The sequence below is a fragment of the Ruegeria sp. BHSC223 genome (assembly GCF_059613025.1).
Genome location: NZ_JBXWRR010000024.1, coordinates 1 through 13,476, shown reverse-complemented (window position 1 = coordinate 13,476; position 13,476 = coordinate 1). Strand labels below are relative to the sequence as shown.

Genomic DNA, 13,476 nt, shown 5'->3' with positions numbered 1-13,476 from the left:
CCGGGGTCCTTTCCGTCAACGTCTCAAGCCGCCTCCTGCCGCAGAAAGGTGGCGATATCGGCGGCCTGCGGCCAGCGCAGCATGGCCCGATACTGCGACACAGGGCGCCCGGTGATCTCGTGCCATTTCGCCGCAAGCCGGTCGGGCGGCATCGGGTTCTGCGGTGCGCCCAGCGGATAGGCGCAACTGGCGCTCAGTTCAAGGCCGTCGGAAAGTGTGACGTGCAGGCGGTCGGGCTGCTCGGGATCAAAGTTCAGCGACGGGTCGCGCGCCGGTTCGGGCACCAGCACGGTCAGCGCGATCAGGCGGCGGATCTCGGGCTCGGTCCAGAACTCCGCCGCGCCATCGGCCAGCGTCAACCCGCCCGAAACCAGCATCCGCGCAACAGAGGCGGGGGCGGAAAAAAGCGCCTCCGCCTGGTTGCGGGGTTGGTGAAAGGGCAGGATCGCATGGTGGAAATCGGGCAGGCTGGCCCGGATCGCGACGATACCGGCGGTCTCGCCGTTCAGGCGGTCGCGGATCTCGGCCGCCGCTGTCATCAGCCGGTGGGTATAGCCGCAGGACGGCCAGGGTTTGAAGGCCAGCCCGTATTGCAACAATCCCCAGGGTGCGCCCAGCCGGTCGGGGATCGCGGCCAGCCGCGCCGGATCATGCGGCGCCAACAGCCCGGCAAAGCCGCGCCTGTCATCCAGTACATGCGGTTGCGCGGTGGCGCCCGCCCGGGCCAGCAGCGCCGCCTCGACCCCGGTGCGCGCGGCGAACCCGGCCTGAAGCGGCTTGGCGGTGCTGCCGAATTGCGCGGTATAGCCCACCGCCTGCGAGACAGAGAGGGCCAGCGCATGCTCTGCCTGATCCTCCCTCAGCCCCAGCAGCCGCGCCACCGCCGCCGCCGCGCCGATGGCGCCCAGCGTGGCGGTGGCGTGAAAACCGCGTTTGTAATGGTCGAGTGTCAGCGCCTGACCCAGCCGCATGATCACCTCGATCCCGACCGCATAGGCCGCCAGCAACTCGGCGCCCGTGACAGGTCGCAGATGTGCCGCCGCCAGCAGCGCGGGGAACAGGACAACGGTGGGATGGGTGTTGCCCGGCTCCTCCCAATCGTCCATGTCCCAGGCATGGCCCGCCACGGCATTGACCAGTGCCGCCGTCGGGGCGGGCAGGGTCAGCGCGGTGCCGAGAACCGGCACCGGGCCGCTGCCCAGTGGTGCCAGCGCGGCGCGGCTGCGGCTTGCCGCCGGGCTGTCGACCCCGGCCAGGATACAGGCGATGCAATCGAGAATGGCGGGGGCCGCGACCGCCTCGACCGCCGGGTCGGGCCGGGAGGTGATCGCAAAGCGGGCCAGATGACGCGCGGTGTTCACGACGCGCCCACGGTGTTTTCCAGCGTACCGACACCGCCGACCGTGACCGCCACCCGGTCGCCCGGGCGCAGGAAAGCGGGGGGTGTGCGGCTGCCGCCGGTGCCGTCTGGCGAGCCGGTGGCGATGATGTCGCCTGCCTCCAGCGGCTGGATATGCGAGATATAGGCGATCAGCTCGGCCAGACCAAAGATCATACCGGCACCGCTATCGGACTGCATCAGGGTTCCATTCACCCGCGTTTGCAATGACATCCCGGCGATATCTCCCGCCTCGTCGGCGGTGGTGATCCACGGCCCCCAGCTGCCCGAGGCGTGGAAATTCTTGCCTGCATGGACCGAATGCTTCATCCAGCCCCGGACCGAGCCTTCGTTCATCGCCGAATAACCCAGCACATGGCCCATTGCGGCCTCTGGCGCGATATGGCGGCCGGGCCGACCGATCACCGCAACGATTTCGCCTTCGAAATCAAAGCTTTCGGCGGCGGAACCTTGCGGCATTTCCAGCGGGGCGCCATGGCCCACCAGCGTTTGCGGATGGCGCGAGAACAGAACCACATGGCCCGGATCGGGCGGCGGCACCCCATCGACCGGATAGGGTTTGCGATAGTTCATACCGGCGCAGATGATCTTGCCCGGTTCGGGGATCGGCGGCAGCCAGACCAGACTGTCCAGCGGCAGCGCCGCGCCGCATTGGCCCGGCAGATCGGCCACCGGGCGGGTGCGCAGATAGTTGCGCAGGGTGGGGCAGGCGGCGCGCAGCGCGGGTAGGGCGGGATGCGCGCCTGCCTCGGTGATCACCCCATAGCCGGGCGCGCCGTCAACAAGGAACGAGGCAAGTCTCATGTCCGCTCTCCCCCAAATGTCGCCTCGCGTGCGCGGATCACCGCGCAGAGTGTATCGTTATAGGGGGTCGCGATCCCCAGCGCCGCGCCCAGCGGCGGGATGGCGCCATTGATCGCTTCAAGCTCGGAGCGCCGTCCCGCCTCGTGATCCTGCAACATCGAGGGTTTGGCCGTTCCCACCCTCTCGGCAAAGGAGGTGACATAGGCAACCGGGTCGTCAAAGGAGAACGCCACCCCGCGCGCGCGGCCGATCGCATAGGCCTCGGCCATGCAGCCCAGTGCCACCGCCCAGCGTTCGGGATCGGCGCGCAGGTCGGCAACGGTACAGCCAAAGGCGGTGCAGGGGGCCGAGAGCGTGACGTTGCACAACAGCTTTTCCCAGATCAGCCGGTCGATATCGGCAAAGGTCTCGACTTCGAACCCGCCCGAGCGCCAGATCCCGGCTACCTGTTCCAGGCGCGGATCGTCGCCGCCGGTCATCGCGCCCAGCCGGATCAGCTTCATCGCGGTGTGGCGCGCGTGTCCCGGCCCGACCATGGCGGCGCCGAACCCCTCGGCCACGCCCAGCAGCACCCGGTCGGCGGGCAGGTGGCGGGCGATGCGTTCGCCCGCGCCCAGCCCGTTCTGGATCGTCAGTACCAAGGCATGTTCCGGCATGGTCGCGGCAATGGCCCGCGCCGCCGGTTCGACGCCCGCCGCCTTGGTCGCCAGGATATAGAGGTCGCAGGGACCGGCCCGGGACAGGTCCTCCATCGCCTCGACTTGACGGGACAGGAGCGTTCCCGATGGCCCGTCCACGCGCAGGCCCCCGGCATTGATCGCCGCCACGTGGTCGGTCCACATGTCCACGGCCCGCACCTGATGCCCGGCCTCGGCCAGGCGGGCGGCATAGATCGACCCCATGGCGCCGCAGCCGACGATTGCGATTTTCATGAGGAAGGCTCCTTTTCAACGGGTAGTCCGAACTGATGGGCCAGATCGGCGCGCAGGTCGGGAGACAGGTGCTTGGGCCAATGGCGACCCAGCAGAGTTATGGCCCGGGCCGAGGCACGCGCGCCCATATCGGCGCGCGTGCCCAAGGCCCAGTCGCCAAGTTGCGCGCGGTCTGCGATCTCGGGGTAGAGGAAGTCGCTGCGCATCCGGGCATAGGTCTCGGGCCGGCCCAGGAAATGACCCTCGCCGCGCACCACCTCGGCAATCGCCTCCAACGCCAGCGTCCGGGACGTGATTTCAGGCGGGATATTGGCGCGCAGGATCGCGCCCAGCATGTCATTGTCGGCCACCATGGCGCCGAAATGCACCGCCATCAGCCCGGCCTGGCTGCCCGCCGCCTGGGTGATCAGGTTGGCCCCGGCCTGAAGCGCGGTGTTGATGGTCAGCGCCTTTTCGTAACCGGACTGGAAATCGGGCAGCTTGCTGTCGGTGGCGCCCGCGATCACCGAACAAGGCAGGTCCCAGAACCGCAGCACCTGCACCGCCAGCCCGGTGGCCATCGCCTGTTCGCCCGCACCGCCCGCCAGCCCGCCGCTGCGCAGGTCGGTGATCATCGGGCGCGGGCCCGCGATGCGCGGCGCGTTCGGGTCGAGCGCATGGACAAAGGCCAGCCCCGCCAGCGTCTCGGCCAGCGTCTGCGCCACCGATCCCGCCAGCGTTACCGGGCTCGATGCCCCCAACTGGCCGAACACGTTGCAATGCACCGGGATGCCCGCGCGCACCGCCTCGGCCATCACCTCGGCGCTTTCGGCGTGAAACCTGAGCGGGGGCACCGCGTGGTTGATGTTGAGCGACAGGAAGGGCCGAGCGCGGAACGCGGCCTCGCCCCCCGCGATCCGGTGGCAGAGCGCGGCAAGCGGCGCCACATGGCCCGGCTCGGTTGCCTGCACCATCACGTGTTTGGCAGTACCCGCCAGCGCGGCGGCGGCGGTGGCCAGGTCAAAGCTCAGCGGATCGGCCACGTCCCCCGCCACCAGCGAGCGGGCGAAGAAATGCACATGCTCCAGCGCATCGGCCAGCCGGGCGGCATCATAGAGATCGGCAAGTCTGGAGGGGCGGTAGTCGCCGCTCTCTGCGTCCATCACATTGGGCGCGGCGCCGCCGGTGCCGGCATAGGCGCGGGTGCCACCGACGCTCAGGTCATGGGCCGGATCCTGACCGGCCAGCAGCACCCGGCGCGGCATTTCGGCCAGCGTTGCCTCGATCAGGGCGCGCGGATACAGGAGGCGGCCCTGATCCAGACGCCCTCCTGCCGCAAGGATGGCATTGCAGACGACCGGTGGCGCCTCGGCCATGCCGATCGTGGTGAGGATGGTGATCGCCGCCTCGGCCAGCTGTACGACCGCCTCGGGTGGGACCGGGTGCCAATTGCCACCATTGGCGGCGGTCTCGGGTCGTTCACCGGGACTGGCCTCGGGGGTGGTCTTGCGCTTGCGTCTGCTCATGTCGCGGATACTCCCAGCCGGTCGGCCAATGTCTCGATCTGTCTCCAGGTGTCGCGCGGGGCCGACACCACCCCGCCCGAGGCCGCGCGATGGGCGCGTTCGCGCTCGCCCGGGATCTCGACCCCGGAACTGCCCGGCGCGGGCGGGCAGCGGCGCAGCTCGTCCAGCACCTCTTCGGCGGCGGCGGCCATGGCGGGGGCATCGCGGAACCGCTCTGCCGACAGCGCGATCAGCAGCCAGTTGCATTCGGTGGTCGAGGGGCCCAGCAGCGCCTCGCCCACCAGTTCGCCCAGCAGGGCAAGGCCAAAACCCTTGTGCCCGCCCGCCGGCAGGATGGCGCCGCCGGCAAAGTAATCCTCGGGGTTGCGGGTGGGGTGGCCCTGGGCGTCGATCACGCAGCCCTCGGGCAGCAGCGCCCCGGCCGACCGCGCCGCATAGATCCAGCCGCCCGCGATCTTGGAGGTTGCGAAATCCAGCACCACCGGCCCCCGGTCGCCACCGGGAATGCCGATGCACCAGGGGTTGGTGGGCAGCATGGCGCGGGCGCCGCCATGGGGCGCCACCTGCCGCCAGGTCTGGCGATTGCCGCCGCCCAGGCAAATGGTCAGGCACCCGGCCTCGGCCGCCGCTTCGGCAAAGGCACCGTGCCGCCCGGTATGGCCCACGTGACGGATCGACAGCGCCGACAGACCCCGCGCGCGCGCCTCGTCGCAGCAGGTATCATAGGCCAGCCGCAGGGCTGGGATACCGATGCCGCCCCCCGCCTCGACCCGAGTCGGGCCGCCTGCGTCGTCGCGCACCACCCGTGGGCGGCCCGAGGGCGTCAGATAGCCGCTTTCGACCTGGGCGGCATATTCCAGCACCCGCATCACCCCGTGGCTCTCGACCCCCGACAGGCTGGCATCGACCAGATGCGCGGCCACTTCACCGGCGATGTCTGGGTCAAACCCCAGGGCCTGGAAAATCGCGTCGAGCAGGGATTGCACCTCTGTCGCGGGCAGGCGAGTGCGACCGCTGGCAAGGGTCAACTTGCTGTTGGGGTCCTGCATTGCTTGCGTCCTTGACGAGGTATCCACGGGCACGGCTCATCCGTCCTGCGGTGAAGCCTAACGGGATGCAGTTGGCGAAAAAATATGTTAAAGGGGAAGCTTGATGTTTCCTTGGATGAACGATGATGGCGCGACCCAGCTTGCCCCTGCACCAGATACAGGCCTTTGACGCGGCGGCGCGGCATCTGAGCTTTACCCGTGCCGCGCGCGAGCTCAACGTGCTGGGTCCGGCGGTGGGCCGGCAGGTGGCACAGCTTGAGGCCGATCTGGGCGTGATCCTGTTCCTGCGGACCAAGCCGCGCCTGACCCTGACAGACGAGGGCGCACAGCTGGCCCGCGCAGTGGCGGCGGGGTTCGAGGCGCTGCATCAGGGGTTGGCCGAACTGCGCGACCGGTCGGGGCAGGCGGCGCTGGTGGTCAATGCGGCGATGGGCTTTACCAGCTATTACCTGCTGCCCCGGACGGGCGCGTTCCAGTCGCGGCACCCCGATATCGCGCTCCAGATCGTGACCCGCGACCAGAACCCCGATTACGACCCCGCAACCTGCGACCTGCTGGTGACCTTTGGCACGGCGGGGCTGGAAGGTATGGTGTCGCGACGGGTGATCCCGGAGCGGCTGGTGGCGGTTTGTACGCCCGCCGTGCTTGGCGGGCGCGGTCCGCTCAGCCGGGACGAGCTGGCGGCAGAGCGGCTCTTACATCTGAGCGCGGAGTCTCATTTCGACGATTGGAAACGGTTTTTCGAGGGCAGCGGCGTGACCCCGCCCAGCCCGCCTCGGCACGACCGGTTTCACAGCTTCATGGTGCATAACCGGGCGCTGCAGAACGGCATGGGGATCGGGCTTAGCTGGCGGCCTTTCATGGATGACCAGCTGGAAAGCGGGGCGCTGGTACTGGCCTGTTCTCACGAATGCTGCACCACGCGCGGCTATTACTGCAACATCACTCCGCGCGGGGTCGGCAAACCGGGCGCCGAAACCTTCATGATCTGGCTGTGCGAGGCGGACCGGGTGCCTAGCCTGGACGCTGATAGGTCACCGCACCATCCATGATCGTCACCATCGCGGCGGCCTGGGTGATCTCGTCGGGGGCCAGCGCGGTCAGGTCGTGGCTCAGCACCGCGATATCGGCCACCATGCCCGCTTGCAGCCTGCCCTTGCTGTCCTCGTTGAACTCGACCCAGGCATTGTCGCGGGTATAGCTGGCCAGCGTATCCATCAGCGACTGGCTCTGGTCCGGCCAGTCCGGGCCGAGGTCGAGCGGCGCGATGGCGGCACGGATGCTGGGCATCACATCGACCGGGATCACCGGCCAGTCGGTCGAGAACACCACCCGTGCCCCCGTCTCGCGGATGGTCTGCCAGGCATAGGCCCCCGCGATCTGGTCGGGATGCAGGTATTGCCCCACCGCGCCGGGCGGGAAGATATGGCCGCGCGGCGCGTGGCCCGGTTGCAGCGAGGCGACGATATCCAGTTCCGCCAGCCGGGGGATGTCGTCGGGATGGATCACCTCGATATGTTCGATCCGGTGGCGGCTGTCGCGCGGGCCATTGGCACGCCGGGCCGCTTCGAGCGCGTCAATCGTGCGCCGCACCCCGGCATCGCCGATCGCATGCACCGCGATCTGGAAGCCCAGCCGGTCAGCCTCGACACAACAGGCGGTGAAATGCTCCTGGATAAACACCTCGTCGCCCGTATTGCCATTGGCGCCCAGCTCGCCCGGATAGGGCCGCAGCATCAGCGCGGTGCCGCTTTCGACCACGCCGTCGATGAACATCTTCAGGTGGTTGCAGCGCACCTTGTCGCCGCGATAGGCGGCGCGCATGGCGGGCGCTTCGGCCGTCATCCGCTCTAGCGGGTCGGTGCCCTTCATGTGGAACGGCACTTCGCAGCGGCAAAGCAACCGCCCCTCGGCCTCGAGCTCGGTCAGCAGTTCGAGCTGATAGCGGTTGCCGTCCATCAGGTGCAGCCCGGTGATGCCCTGCGCGGCGCAATGGGCCAGGCCGCGGGCGATCACGTCCTTGTCGCGGGCGCGTTGTTCGGGGGTGGCGGGCGGCTCGGGGTCCTTGCCGGTGGTCAGGCCCAGCATCTCGCGCCCGCCATGGCGGGTCAGGCCCAGGATCGGGCCATAGGCACCTGGTTCCAGCAACTCGCCATTGGCCAGACCGTCCTCGCCCATCACGATGAGCGAGCCTGCGTCGACCTCGCCACCCTGGAGCAGGCCGGTCGCCTCGAGCGCGGCGGTATTGGCCCAGACGGTGTGGTGATCGGGGGCGAACATGGCCAGCGGGCGGTCGGCCAGAATACTGTCCAGATCATGGCGTGTCAGGGTGTGGCCGGTGCCGAGGATGCCGTAATCGGCCATCACGCAAAAGACGAGTGCGTCATCGGGATTGGCCTGTGCATAGGGCTGAATGGCCGCGCGCATCGCGTCCAGACCCTTGACCCCGTAAAGGCTGAGACAATCCAGCTCGACCGACCCGCCAAAGAGATGCACATGGCTGTCGATAAAGCCCGGCAGCACGGTGCCACCCCGCGCGTCGATCAGCCGGGTCTCGGGTCCGGCCAGCGCAAGGATCTCGGCATCGCTGCCGACGGCGGCGATCACGCCACCCTGGATCGCCAGCGCCTGTGCTTGCGGCTGGGCCTCGTCAAAGGTGATCAGCGATCCGTTGTGAATGATGATGTCGGCGGGCATGGGCGGGCTCCGGTGAAGAAAGGCGGCCCCCTTCGGGAAAAGGGGGCCGCAGGTTGGTTATTTCTGAAGCTCGGTCCAGATCGCCGTATAGAGCTTGGTCGCCTCGGGCGGGCAGGTCTTGGACACGAAGGCCGCGCCTTTCAGCTCCTCGGGCACGACCACTTCGGGGGCCGTTTTCATGTCCTCGGGCATATAGGCCTCGGACCCCTTGATGCCGTTGGCATAGCGGGCAAAGGCCGACAGCATGGCCGCGTTTTCCGGATCCATGATGAAGTTGAGGAAGATCTTGGCCTCTTCCACGTTCTTGGCATCGCTCAGGATCGCGGCATTGTCCATCCAGACCGGGAAACCCTCTTGCGGATAGCCAAAGGCGATATCGGGGTTCTGGTTGCGGGCCCGGAACGAGGCGCCGTTCCAGTTCACGCCAGCGGCTAGGTCGCCCTTGGCGTATTTCTCGATATTGCCGTAATCCATCGACAGCCAGTGCGGCTTGGCCGCCTGCAGGATGTCGCGCGCCTTCTTCAGGATTTCCTTGTCGGCGGTGCACTGCTCGCCGCCCGCATAGCGAATGGCCAGGCCCATGACATCGTTCATCTCGGGCACCACGTTGATCTTGCCCTTCAGCTCTTCGGGCGGATCAAAGATCAGCGCGGCGGTGTTGATGTCGCCACCATAGACCGAGGTGTTGACGGTAATGCCAACCGTGCCCCATTGCCACGGAACCGTATAGTTGCGGCCCGGATCGAATTCCACATCGACCCATTGCGGGTCCATATGCTTGAAATTCTCCATCTGGTTGGGCTTGCTTTCCATCAGCAGCCCCTCGCCCACGAAGATCGGGATATAGGTGCCCGAGGGCACCACGATGTCGAACCCGTGCCCGCCCGCCTTGATCTTGGCCAGCGCGGTGTCGTTGCTGTCGTAATCGGTGATCGTGACCTTGATGCCGGTCTCGGCCTCGAATTTCTCGATCATTTCGGGCGAGGTGTAGTTGCCCCAGTTGAAGATGTTCAACTCGCCCTCCGCCAGCGCGGGGCCGGCCAGAACGAGGGTCAGTGCCGTCAGTGCCTTTTTCATCAGTACTCTCCCTTTGGTGTTTTACTTTCTGAATTTGCTCAGCAGCGTGTAGGCGATCACCATGGTGATCGAGATGCCCAGAAGGGCGGTGGAAATCGCATTGATCTCGGGCGTCACCACGCGGCGCAGCTGGCCCAGCATATAGGTGGGCAGCGTATCCTGACCGGCGGATTTCACGAATTCGGTGATCACCACGTCATCCAGCGAGATGACAAAGGCCAGCATCGCGCCCGCAAGGATACCCGGCCACAGCTGCGGCAGGGTCACCCGGCGGAACACCTGGAACGGGGGCGCATAGAGATCGGCGGCGGCCTGTTCCAGGCTCAGATCCATGCCCTGAAGCCGCGCCCGGATCGGCAGATAGGCAAAGGGGATGCAAAAGGCAGAATGCGCGAGGATCAGATAGGCCAGCCCGGTATAGCCGGTGGCGACCTTGATCATCGCGAAAAAGATCAACAGCGCCACGGCGGTCACGATCTCGGGCACCATCAGCGGCTGGTTGATCAGGGCAAACACCGCCGTCTGCCCCCGGAACCGCCGCGTGCGGGTGGTGGCCAGCGCCGCCAGCACCGCAACCGTGGTCGAAATGCCCGAGGCCCAGAGCGCGACAACCAGCGAGCGCAGCGTCGCCTCCTGTACCTGCTCGTTCTCCCAGGCCGAGGCGTACCAGCGCCACGAGAAGCCCTCCCAGATGGCGATCGAGGTGCCGGCGTTGAAGGAATAGACCACCAACAGGATGATCGGCATGTAGAGCATCGCGAAACAGGCAAAGGCGATGGTGGTGAAGCCGGTCTGCTTGCGGATGTCAAAGACGCGCTCAGCCATGGTGGGCCTCGTCATTGCCGGCGGCGCGCACATAGGCCAGCAGCGCCACCATCACGATCGCCAGCAGCGTGATCGACAGCGCCGCGCCCAGCGGCCAGTTGCGGCCTTGCCCGAATTGCAGCTCGATCAGGTTGCCGATCATCAACTGGTTGCCGCCGCCCATCACGCGCGGCGTCACATAGGCGCCCAGCGAAGGCACAAAGACAAGGATCGACCCCGCGATCACCCCGGGCTTGACCAGCGGCAGGATCACCCGGCGCAACACCTGGAGCCGGGTCGCATAGAGGTCATAGCCCGCCTCGACCAGCCGGAAATCGAACCGTTCCATCGAGGCATAGATGGGCAGGACCATCAGCGGCAGATAGACATAGACCATGCCCAGCAGGATCGAGAATTCGGTGAACAGCATCTGGATCGGCGCGTCGATGATGCCCAGCGCGATCAGGACCGTGTTGACCGTGCCTTCGTTGCGGATCAGCTCCAGAATGGCAAAGGTGCGGATCAACAGGTTGGTCCAGAATGGAATGATGATCAGCAGCATCCACAGGTCGCGCTGCTTTTTCGGGCGCGTGGCAATGAAATAGGCGGTGGGAAAGCCGAAGGCGAGACAGGCCAGCGTGGTCAGCGCCGACAGTTTCACCGATCGCCAGAAGATGCTCAGATGCGCGTCCGACCATCCCAGCGTGTCATCGAAAATGTCGCGCTGCATGAAGACGTTGAACCAGGCATCGAACGAGAGCTGCCATTCGACGCCGCCATAGTCCCCCGGACTGAGAAACGAGTAGACCAGCGTGATCAGCAAGGGTCCGCTGGCGGCCAGAAGCAGGATGACCAGCGCCGGCATCAACAACAGCCAGCGGTTTCGGGCCGCGCGGCGTGCCGTGATATCCGGTATCTCCGCCATCGCTCAGTCCCTCAGCACCTGGGCAACCTCGGCGGGAAAGCACACCCCCACCGGATCGCCGGTGGAATATACCGCCGTGCTGTCGGGGCTGTTCTGCTGGCGCAGCACAAAGGTTGTCCCGTCTTCGAGGGTCACGTGAAAATGGGTGTCGGTGCCGAAATAGACCGCATCGCTCAGCACCCCGGCAAGCAGCCCCTCGGCGGGTGTGCCGAGGCGGGCATGTTCGGGGCGCACCGCGATGGTGACACGGCCGTTGACCCCTTGGGCGGCACGGGCGGCAATGGTGCGCCCCGAGCCCAGTCTCAGCGTTGCCGCACCGTCCCTGTTCTCGACCACATCGGCTGACAGGAAATTGGTATCACCGATGAAATCGGCGACAAACCGGTCGGCGGGATGGTCGTAGATCTCGCGCGGGGAACCGATCTGGCGGATGGCGCCATCGGACATCACCGCGAGCCGGTCCGACATGGTCAGCGCCTCTTCCTGGTCATGGGTGACAAAGATGAAGGTGATGCCGGTCTCGGTCTGAAGGCGCTTGAGTTCAAGCTGCATGTTCTTGCGCAGCTTGAAATCCAGCGCGCTCAGCGGCTCGTCCAGAAGCAGCACGCGGGGCTTGGGCGCCAGCGCCCGGGCCAGCGCCACGCGCTGTTGTTGACCGCCCGAGATCTGGCCGGTCTGCCGGTCGGCGAGATGCGACATCTGCACCAGTTCCATCATCTCGCCCACGGTCTGGCTGATCTCGGTCTTGGGCCTGCCCAGCATCTCTAACCCGAACCCGATATTCTCGGCCACCGTCATGTGCGGAAACAGCGCATAGCTCTGGAACACGGTGTTGATCTGGCGCTTGTAGGGCGGCAGGTCCAGCAGGCTCTGCCCGAACATCTCAAGCGTGCCCGAGGTCGGATGCTCGAACCCCGCGATCAGCCGCAGGATCGTCGTCTTGCCGCAGCCCGACGGGCCAAGCAGCGTGAAAAACTCGTTGTCGGCTATGTCGATCTCGACACCGCCCAGGGCCTCGACCGGCGGATTGCCCGGATACACCTTGCGCAAGGCCCGTGCGCTGATCGCATTGGTCAATTACGGCTCCCCCCAATCGTCAGCGCGGTTCGCGTCGTGTTTTCTTGCTGCGCTCAATTGATGATTGCGCCATTGGCGGCCGGGGGATATACCCCTCTTGGGTTAGTTTTCTGCGAAAGATCAGTCACTGCGTGGGTAATTTATTTGATCGGTCTGTCAGATAGAGACATCCATAGATTGCGCAGCGCAATGAGTGGTGTCGGTACGCCCGGCTTTTTTCCCGCCTTTCGGCGATTGTTGCGCGCGCGGATATCGTTTGCGACTTTCATCATGATCCGCTTCGACCCGGGCAAGGCGCCTGTGATGCTGGATGCCTGGTTCGTTTCCAAGCGTTTGCCCAGCGCGGCTTTGACGGAGTACCTGAGCAATACATTTCCTTTTGATCCGTTCTATCAGTTTCTGGACCTGCCACCTGGGGGGGGCCTCTATCGGCTGCCAGAGATTGCACCGGACCGCTTCTTTTCCAGCGAATACTATCTGGAGTACTACCGAAAGACTGGCCTTTGCGACGAGGTTGGCTTGCTGGCGCCCCTGCCATCAGGCGCGCGGGCGCATCTGTCCGTCAGCCGGTTCGAGCGGAGCGGGCCGTATCGGCGTCGCGAAATCCAGTGCCTAAAGCATCATGCGCCGGTTCTACTGGAACTGTTGGCCCAACATGTGGCAGCGATCAGCCCCACGGTTACCCTGGTTCCACCCGTCAATGCACCTTCGCTGGCCGATCTGATCCGGGTCTATGCGGCCGAGACACTTGCAGCCCAACTAACCCGCAGAGAGGCGCAAATCGCGGCTTTGGTTTTGCAAGGGCATTCCAATGGCTCTGCTGCGCTGATGCTGAACAATTCGCGCGAGACCTGCAAGGTGCATCGCCGCAACCTGTATCGCAAGCTGGCAATCTCATCGCAGCGTGACCTGTTCGGGTTGCTCAAGCATCTTTTGTGATCCCCGGCGCCCGTTTCCGGGCGCCGGGTTGGTTTCAGAATACCACGACCGAGCGGATGCTTTCGCCCGCGTGCATCAGGTCGAAGCCCTTGTTGATCTCGTCCAGGCTCAGCGTGTGGGTGATCATCGGGTCGATCTCGATCTTGCCGTCCATGTACCAGTCGACGATCTTGGGCACATCCGTGCGGCCCTTGGCGCCGCCGAAGGCGGTGCCCTTCCACACCCGGCCCGTGACCAGCTGGAACGGCCGGGTCGAGATCTCGGCCCC

The 13,476-nt window shown here is 66.1% G+C and carries 12 protein-coding genes and 1 pseudogene; 2 read left to right on the top strand and 11 right to left on the bottom strand.

What is annotated here, in order from left to right; genetic code table 11:
- Positions 1–23: 23 nt before the first annotated feature.
- The 5 genes from AC2FNY_RS19880 to AC2FNY_RS19860 are packed head-to-tail and all read right to left on the bottom strand — an operon-like array spanning position 24 to position 5,689.
- Complete coding sequence (locus AC2FNY_RS19880) at positions 24–1,361, bottom strand: MmgE/PrpD family protein (RefSeq protein WP_496803530.1); 1,338 nt, start codon at positions 1,359–1,361, stop codon at positions 24–26.
- On the bottom strand, positions 1,358–2,203 hold the full coding sequence (locus AC2FNY_RS19875) for a fumarylacetoacetate hydrolase family protein (protein WP_496803529.1): 846 nt from the start codon (positions 2,201–2,203) through the stop codon (positions 1,358–1,360). The genes AC2FNY_RS19880 and AC2FNY_RS19875 overlap by 4 nt, the downstream gene beginning before the upstream one ends.
- Positions 2,200–3,135 carry a ketopantoate reductase family protein gene (locus AC2FNY_RS19870; protein WP_496803528.1) on the bottom strand — a complete coding sequence of 312 codons (936 nt, stop codon included), beginning with the start codon at positions 3,133–3,135 and terminating at the stop codon, positions 2,200–2,202. The genes AC2FNY_RS19875 and AC2FNY_RS19870 overlap by 4 nt, the downstream gene beginning before the upstream one ends.
- Positions 3,132–4,640 carry a trimethylamine methyltransferase family protein gene (locus AC2FNY_RS19865; protein ID WP_496803527.1) on the bottom strand — a complete coding sequence of 503 codons (1,509 nt, stop codon included), beginning with the start codon at positions 4,638–4,640 and terminating at the stop codon, positions 3,132–3,134. The genes AC2FNY_RS19870 and AC2FNY_RS19865 overlap by 4 nt, the downstream gene beginning before the upstream one ends.
- Positions 4,637–5,689 carry an Ldh family oxidoreductase gene (locus AC2FNY_RS19860; RefSeq protein ID WP_496803526.1) on the bottom strand — a complete coding sequence of 351 codons (1,053 nt, stop codon included), beginning with the start codon at positions 5,687–5,689 and terminating at the stop codon, positions 4,637–4,639. Before AC2FNY_RS19860 ends, AC2FNY_RS19865 begins: the two co-directional genes overlap by 4 nt.
- 125 nt (positions 5,690–5,814) lie before the next feature.
- Between AC2FNY_RS19860 and AC2FNY_RS19855 the strand changes: the two genes are divergently transcribed.
- Entirely contained in the window at positions 5,815–6,741 is a 927-nt protein-coding gene (locus tag AC2FNY_RS19855) for a LysR substrate-binding domain-containing protein (protein ID WP_234166751.1), read from the top strand.
- Here the strand turns inward: AC2FNY_RS19855 and AC2FNY_RS19850 are convergent.
- The 5 genes from AC2FNY_RS19850 to AC2FNY_RS19830 are packed head-to-tail and all read right to left on the bottom strand — an operon-like array spanning position 6,704 to position 12,269.
- A complete protein-coding gene (locus AC2FNY_RS19850; protein ID WP_496803525.1) occupies positions 6,704–8,386 on the bottom strand; it encodes an amidohydrolase in 1,683 nt (560 codons plus the stop codon). The genes AC2FNY_RS19855 and AC2FNY_RS19850 overlap by 38 nt on opposite strands.
- Before the next feature lie 57 nt (positions 8,387–8,443).
- On the bottom strand, positions 8,444–9,463 hold the full coding sequence (locus AC2FNY_RS19845) for an ABC transporter substrate-binding protein (RefSeq protein ID WP_496803524.1): 1,020 nt from the start codon (positions 9,461–9,463) through the stop codon (positions 8,444–8,446).
- A 21-nt stretch (positions 9,464–9,484) separates the two neighbouring features.
- Positions 9,485–10,288: an ABC transporter permease gene (locus AC2FNY_RS19840; protein ID WP_234140800.1), complete on the bottom strand. Its 804-nt coding sequence runs from the start codon at positions 10,286–10,288 to the stop codon at positions 9,485–9,487.
- Positions 10,281–11,192 carry an ABC transporter permease gene (locus AC2FNY_RS19835; protein WP_234145472.1) on the bottom strand — a complete coding sequence of 304 codons (912 nt, stop codon included), beginning with the start codon at positions 11,190–11,192 and terminating at the stop codon, positions 10,281–10,283. The genes AC2FNY_RS19840 and AC2FNY_RS19835 overlap by 8 nt, the downstream gene beginning before the upstream one ends.
- Positions 11,193–11,195: 3 nt before the next feature.
- On the bottom strand, positions 11,196–12,269 hold the full coding sequence (locus tag AC2FNY_RS19830) for an ABC transporter ATP-binding protein (RefSeq protein WP_496803523.1): 1,074 nt from the start codon (positions 12,267–12,269) through the stop codon (positions 11,196–11,198).
- Positions 12,270–12,413: 144 nt separating this feature from the next.
- On the opposite strand from AC2FNY_RS19830, the gene AC2FNY_RS19825 reads away from it, so the two are divergent.
- Positions 12,414–13,208 carry a helix-turn-helix domain-containing protein gene (locus tag AC2FNY_RS19825; RefSeq protein ID WP_234163938.1) on the top strand — a complete coding sequence of 265 codons (795 nt, stop codon included), beginning with the start codon at positions 12,414–12,416 and terminating at the stop codon, positions 13,206–13,208.
- A 34-nt stretch (positions 13,209–13,242) separates the two neighbouring features.
- Here AC2FNY_RS19825 and AC2FNY_RS19820 read toward each other — a convergent pair.
- A pseudogene (locus AC2FNY_RS19820) lies at positions 13,243–13,476 on the bottom strand (S-(hydroxymethyl)glutathione dehydrogenase); the annotation flags it as partial.

Bases quoted from the DNA above. Each gene is read 5' to 3' on its own strand.
- AC2FNY_RS19845 (WP_496803524.1), bottom strand. From the start codon at position 9,463: ATGAAAAAGGCACTGACGGCACTGACCCTCGTTCTGGCCGGCCCCGCG.
- AC2FNY_RS19860 (WP_496803526.1), bottom strand. From the start codon at position 5,689: ATGCAGGACCCCAACAGCAAGTTGACCCTTGCCAGCGGTCGCACTCGC.
- AC2FNY_RS19840 (WP_234140800.1), bottom strand. From the start codon at position 10,288: ATGGCTGAGCGCGTCTTTGACATCCGCAAGCAGACCGGCTTCACCACC.
- AC2FNY_RS19875 (WP_496803529.1), bottom strand. From the start codon at position 2,203: ATGAGACTTGCCTCGTTCCTTGTTGACGGCGCGCCCGGCTATGGGGTG.
- AC2FNY_RS19870 (WP_496803528.1), bottom strand. From the start codon at position 3,135: ATGAAAATCGCAATCGTCGGCTGCGGCGCCATGGGGTCGATCTATGCC.
- AC2FNY_RS19865 (WP_496803527.1), bottom strand. From the start codon at position 4,640: ATGAGCAGACGCAAGCGCAAGACCACCCCCGAGGCCAGTCCCGGTGAA.
- AC2FNY_RS19855 (WP_234166751.1), top strand. From the start codon at position 5,815: ATGGCGCGACCCAGCTTGCCCCTGCACCAGATACAGGCCTTTGACGCG.
- AC2FNY_RS19850 (WP_496803525.1), bottom strand. From the start codon at position 8,386: ATGCCCGCCGACATCATCATTCACAACGGATCGCTGATCACCTTTGAC.
- AC2FNY_RS19835 (WP_234145472.1), bottom strand. From the start codon at position 11,192: ATGGCGGAGATACCGGATATCACGGCACGCCGCGCGGCCCGAAACCGC.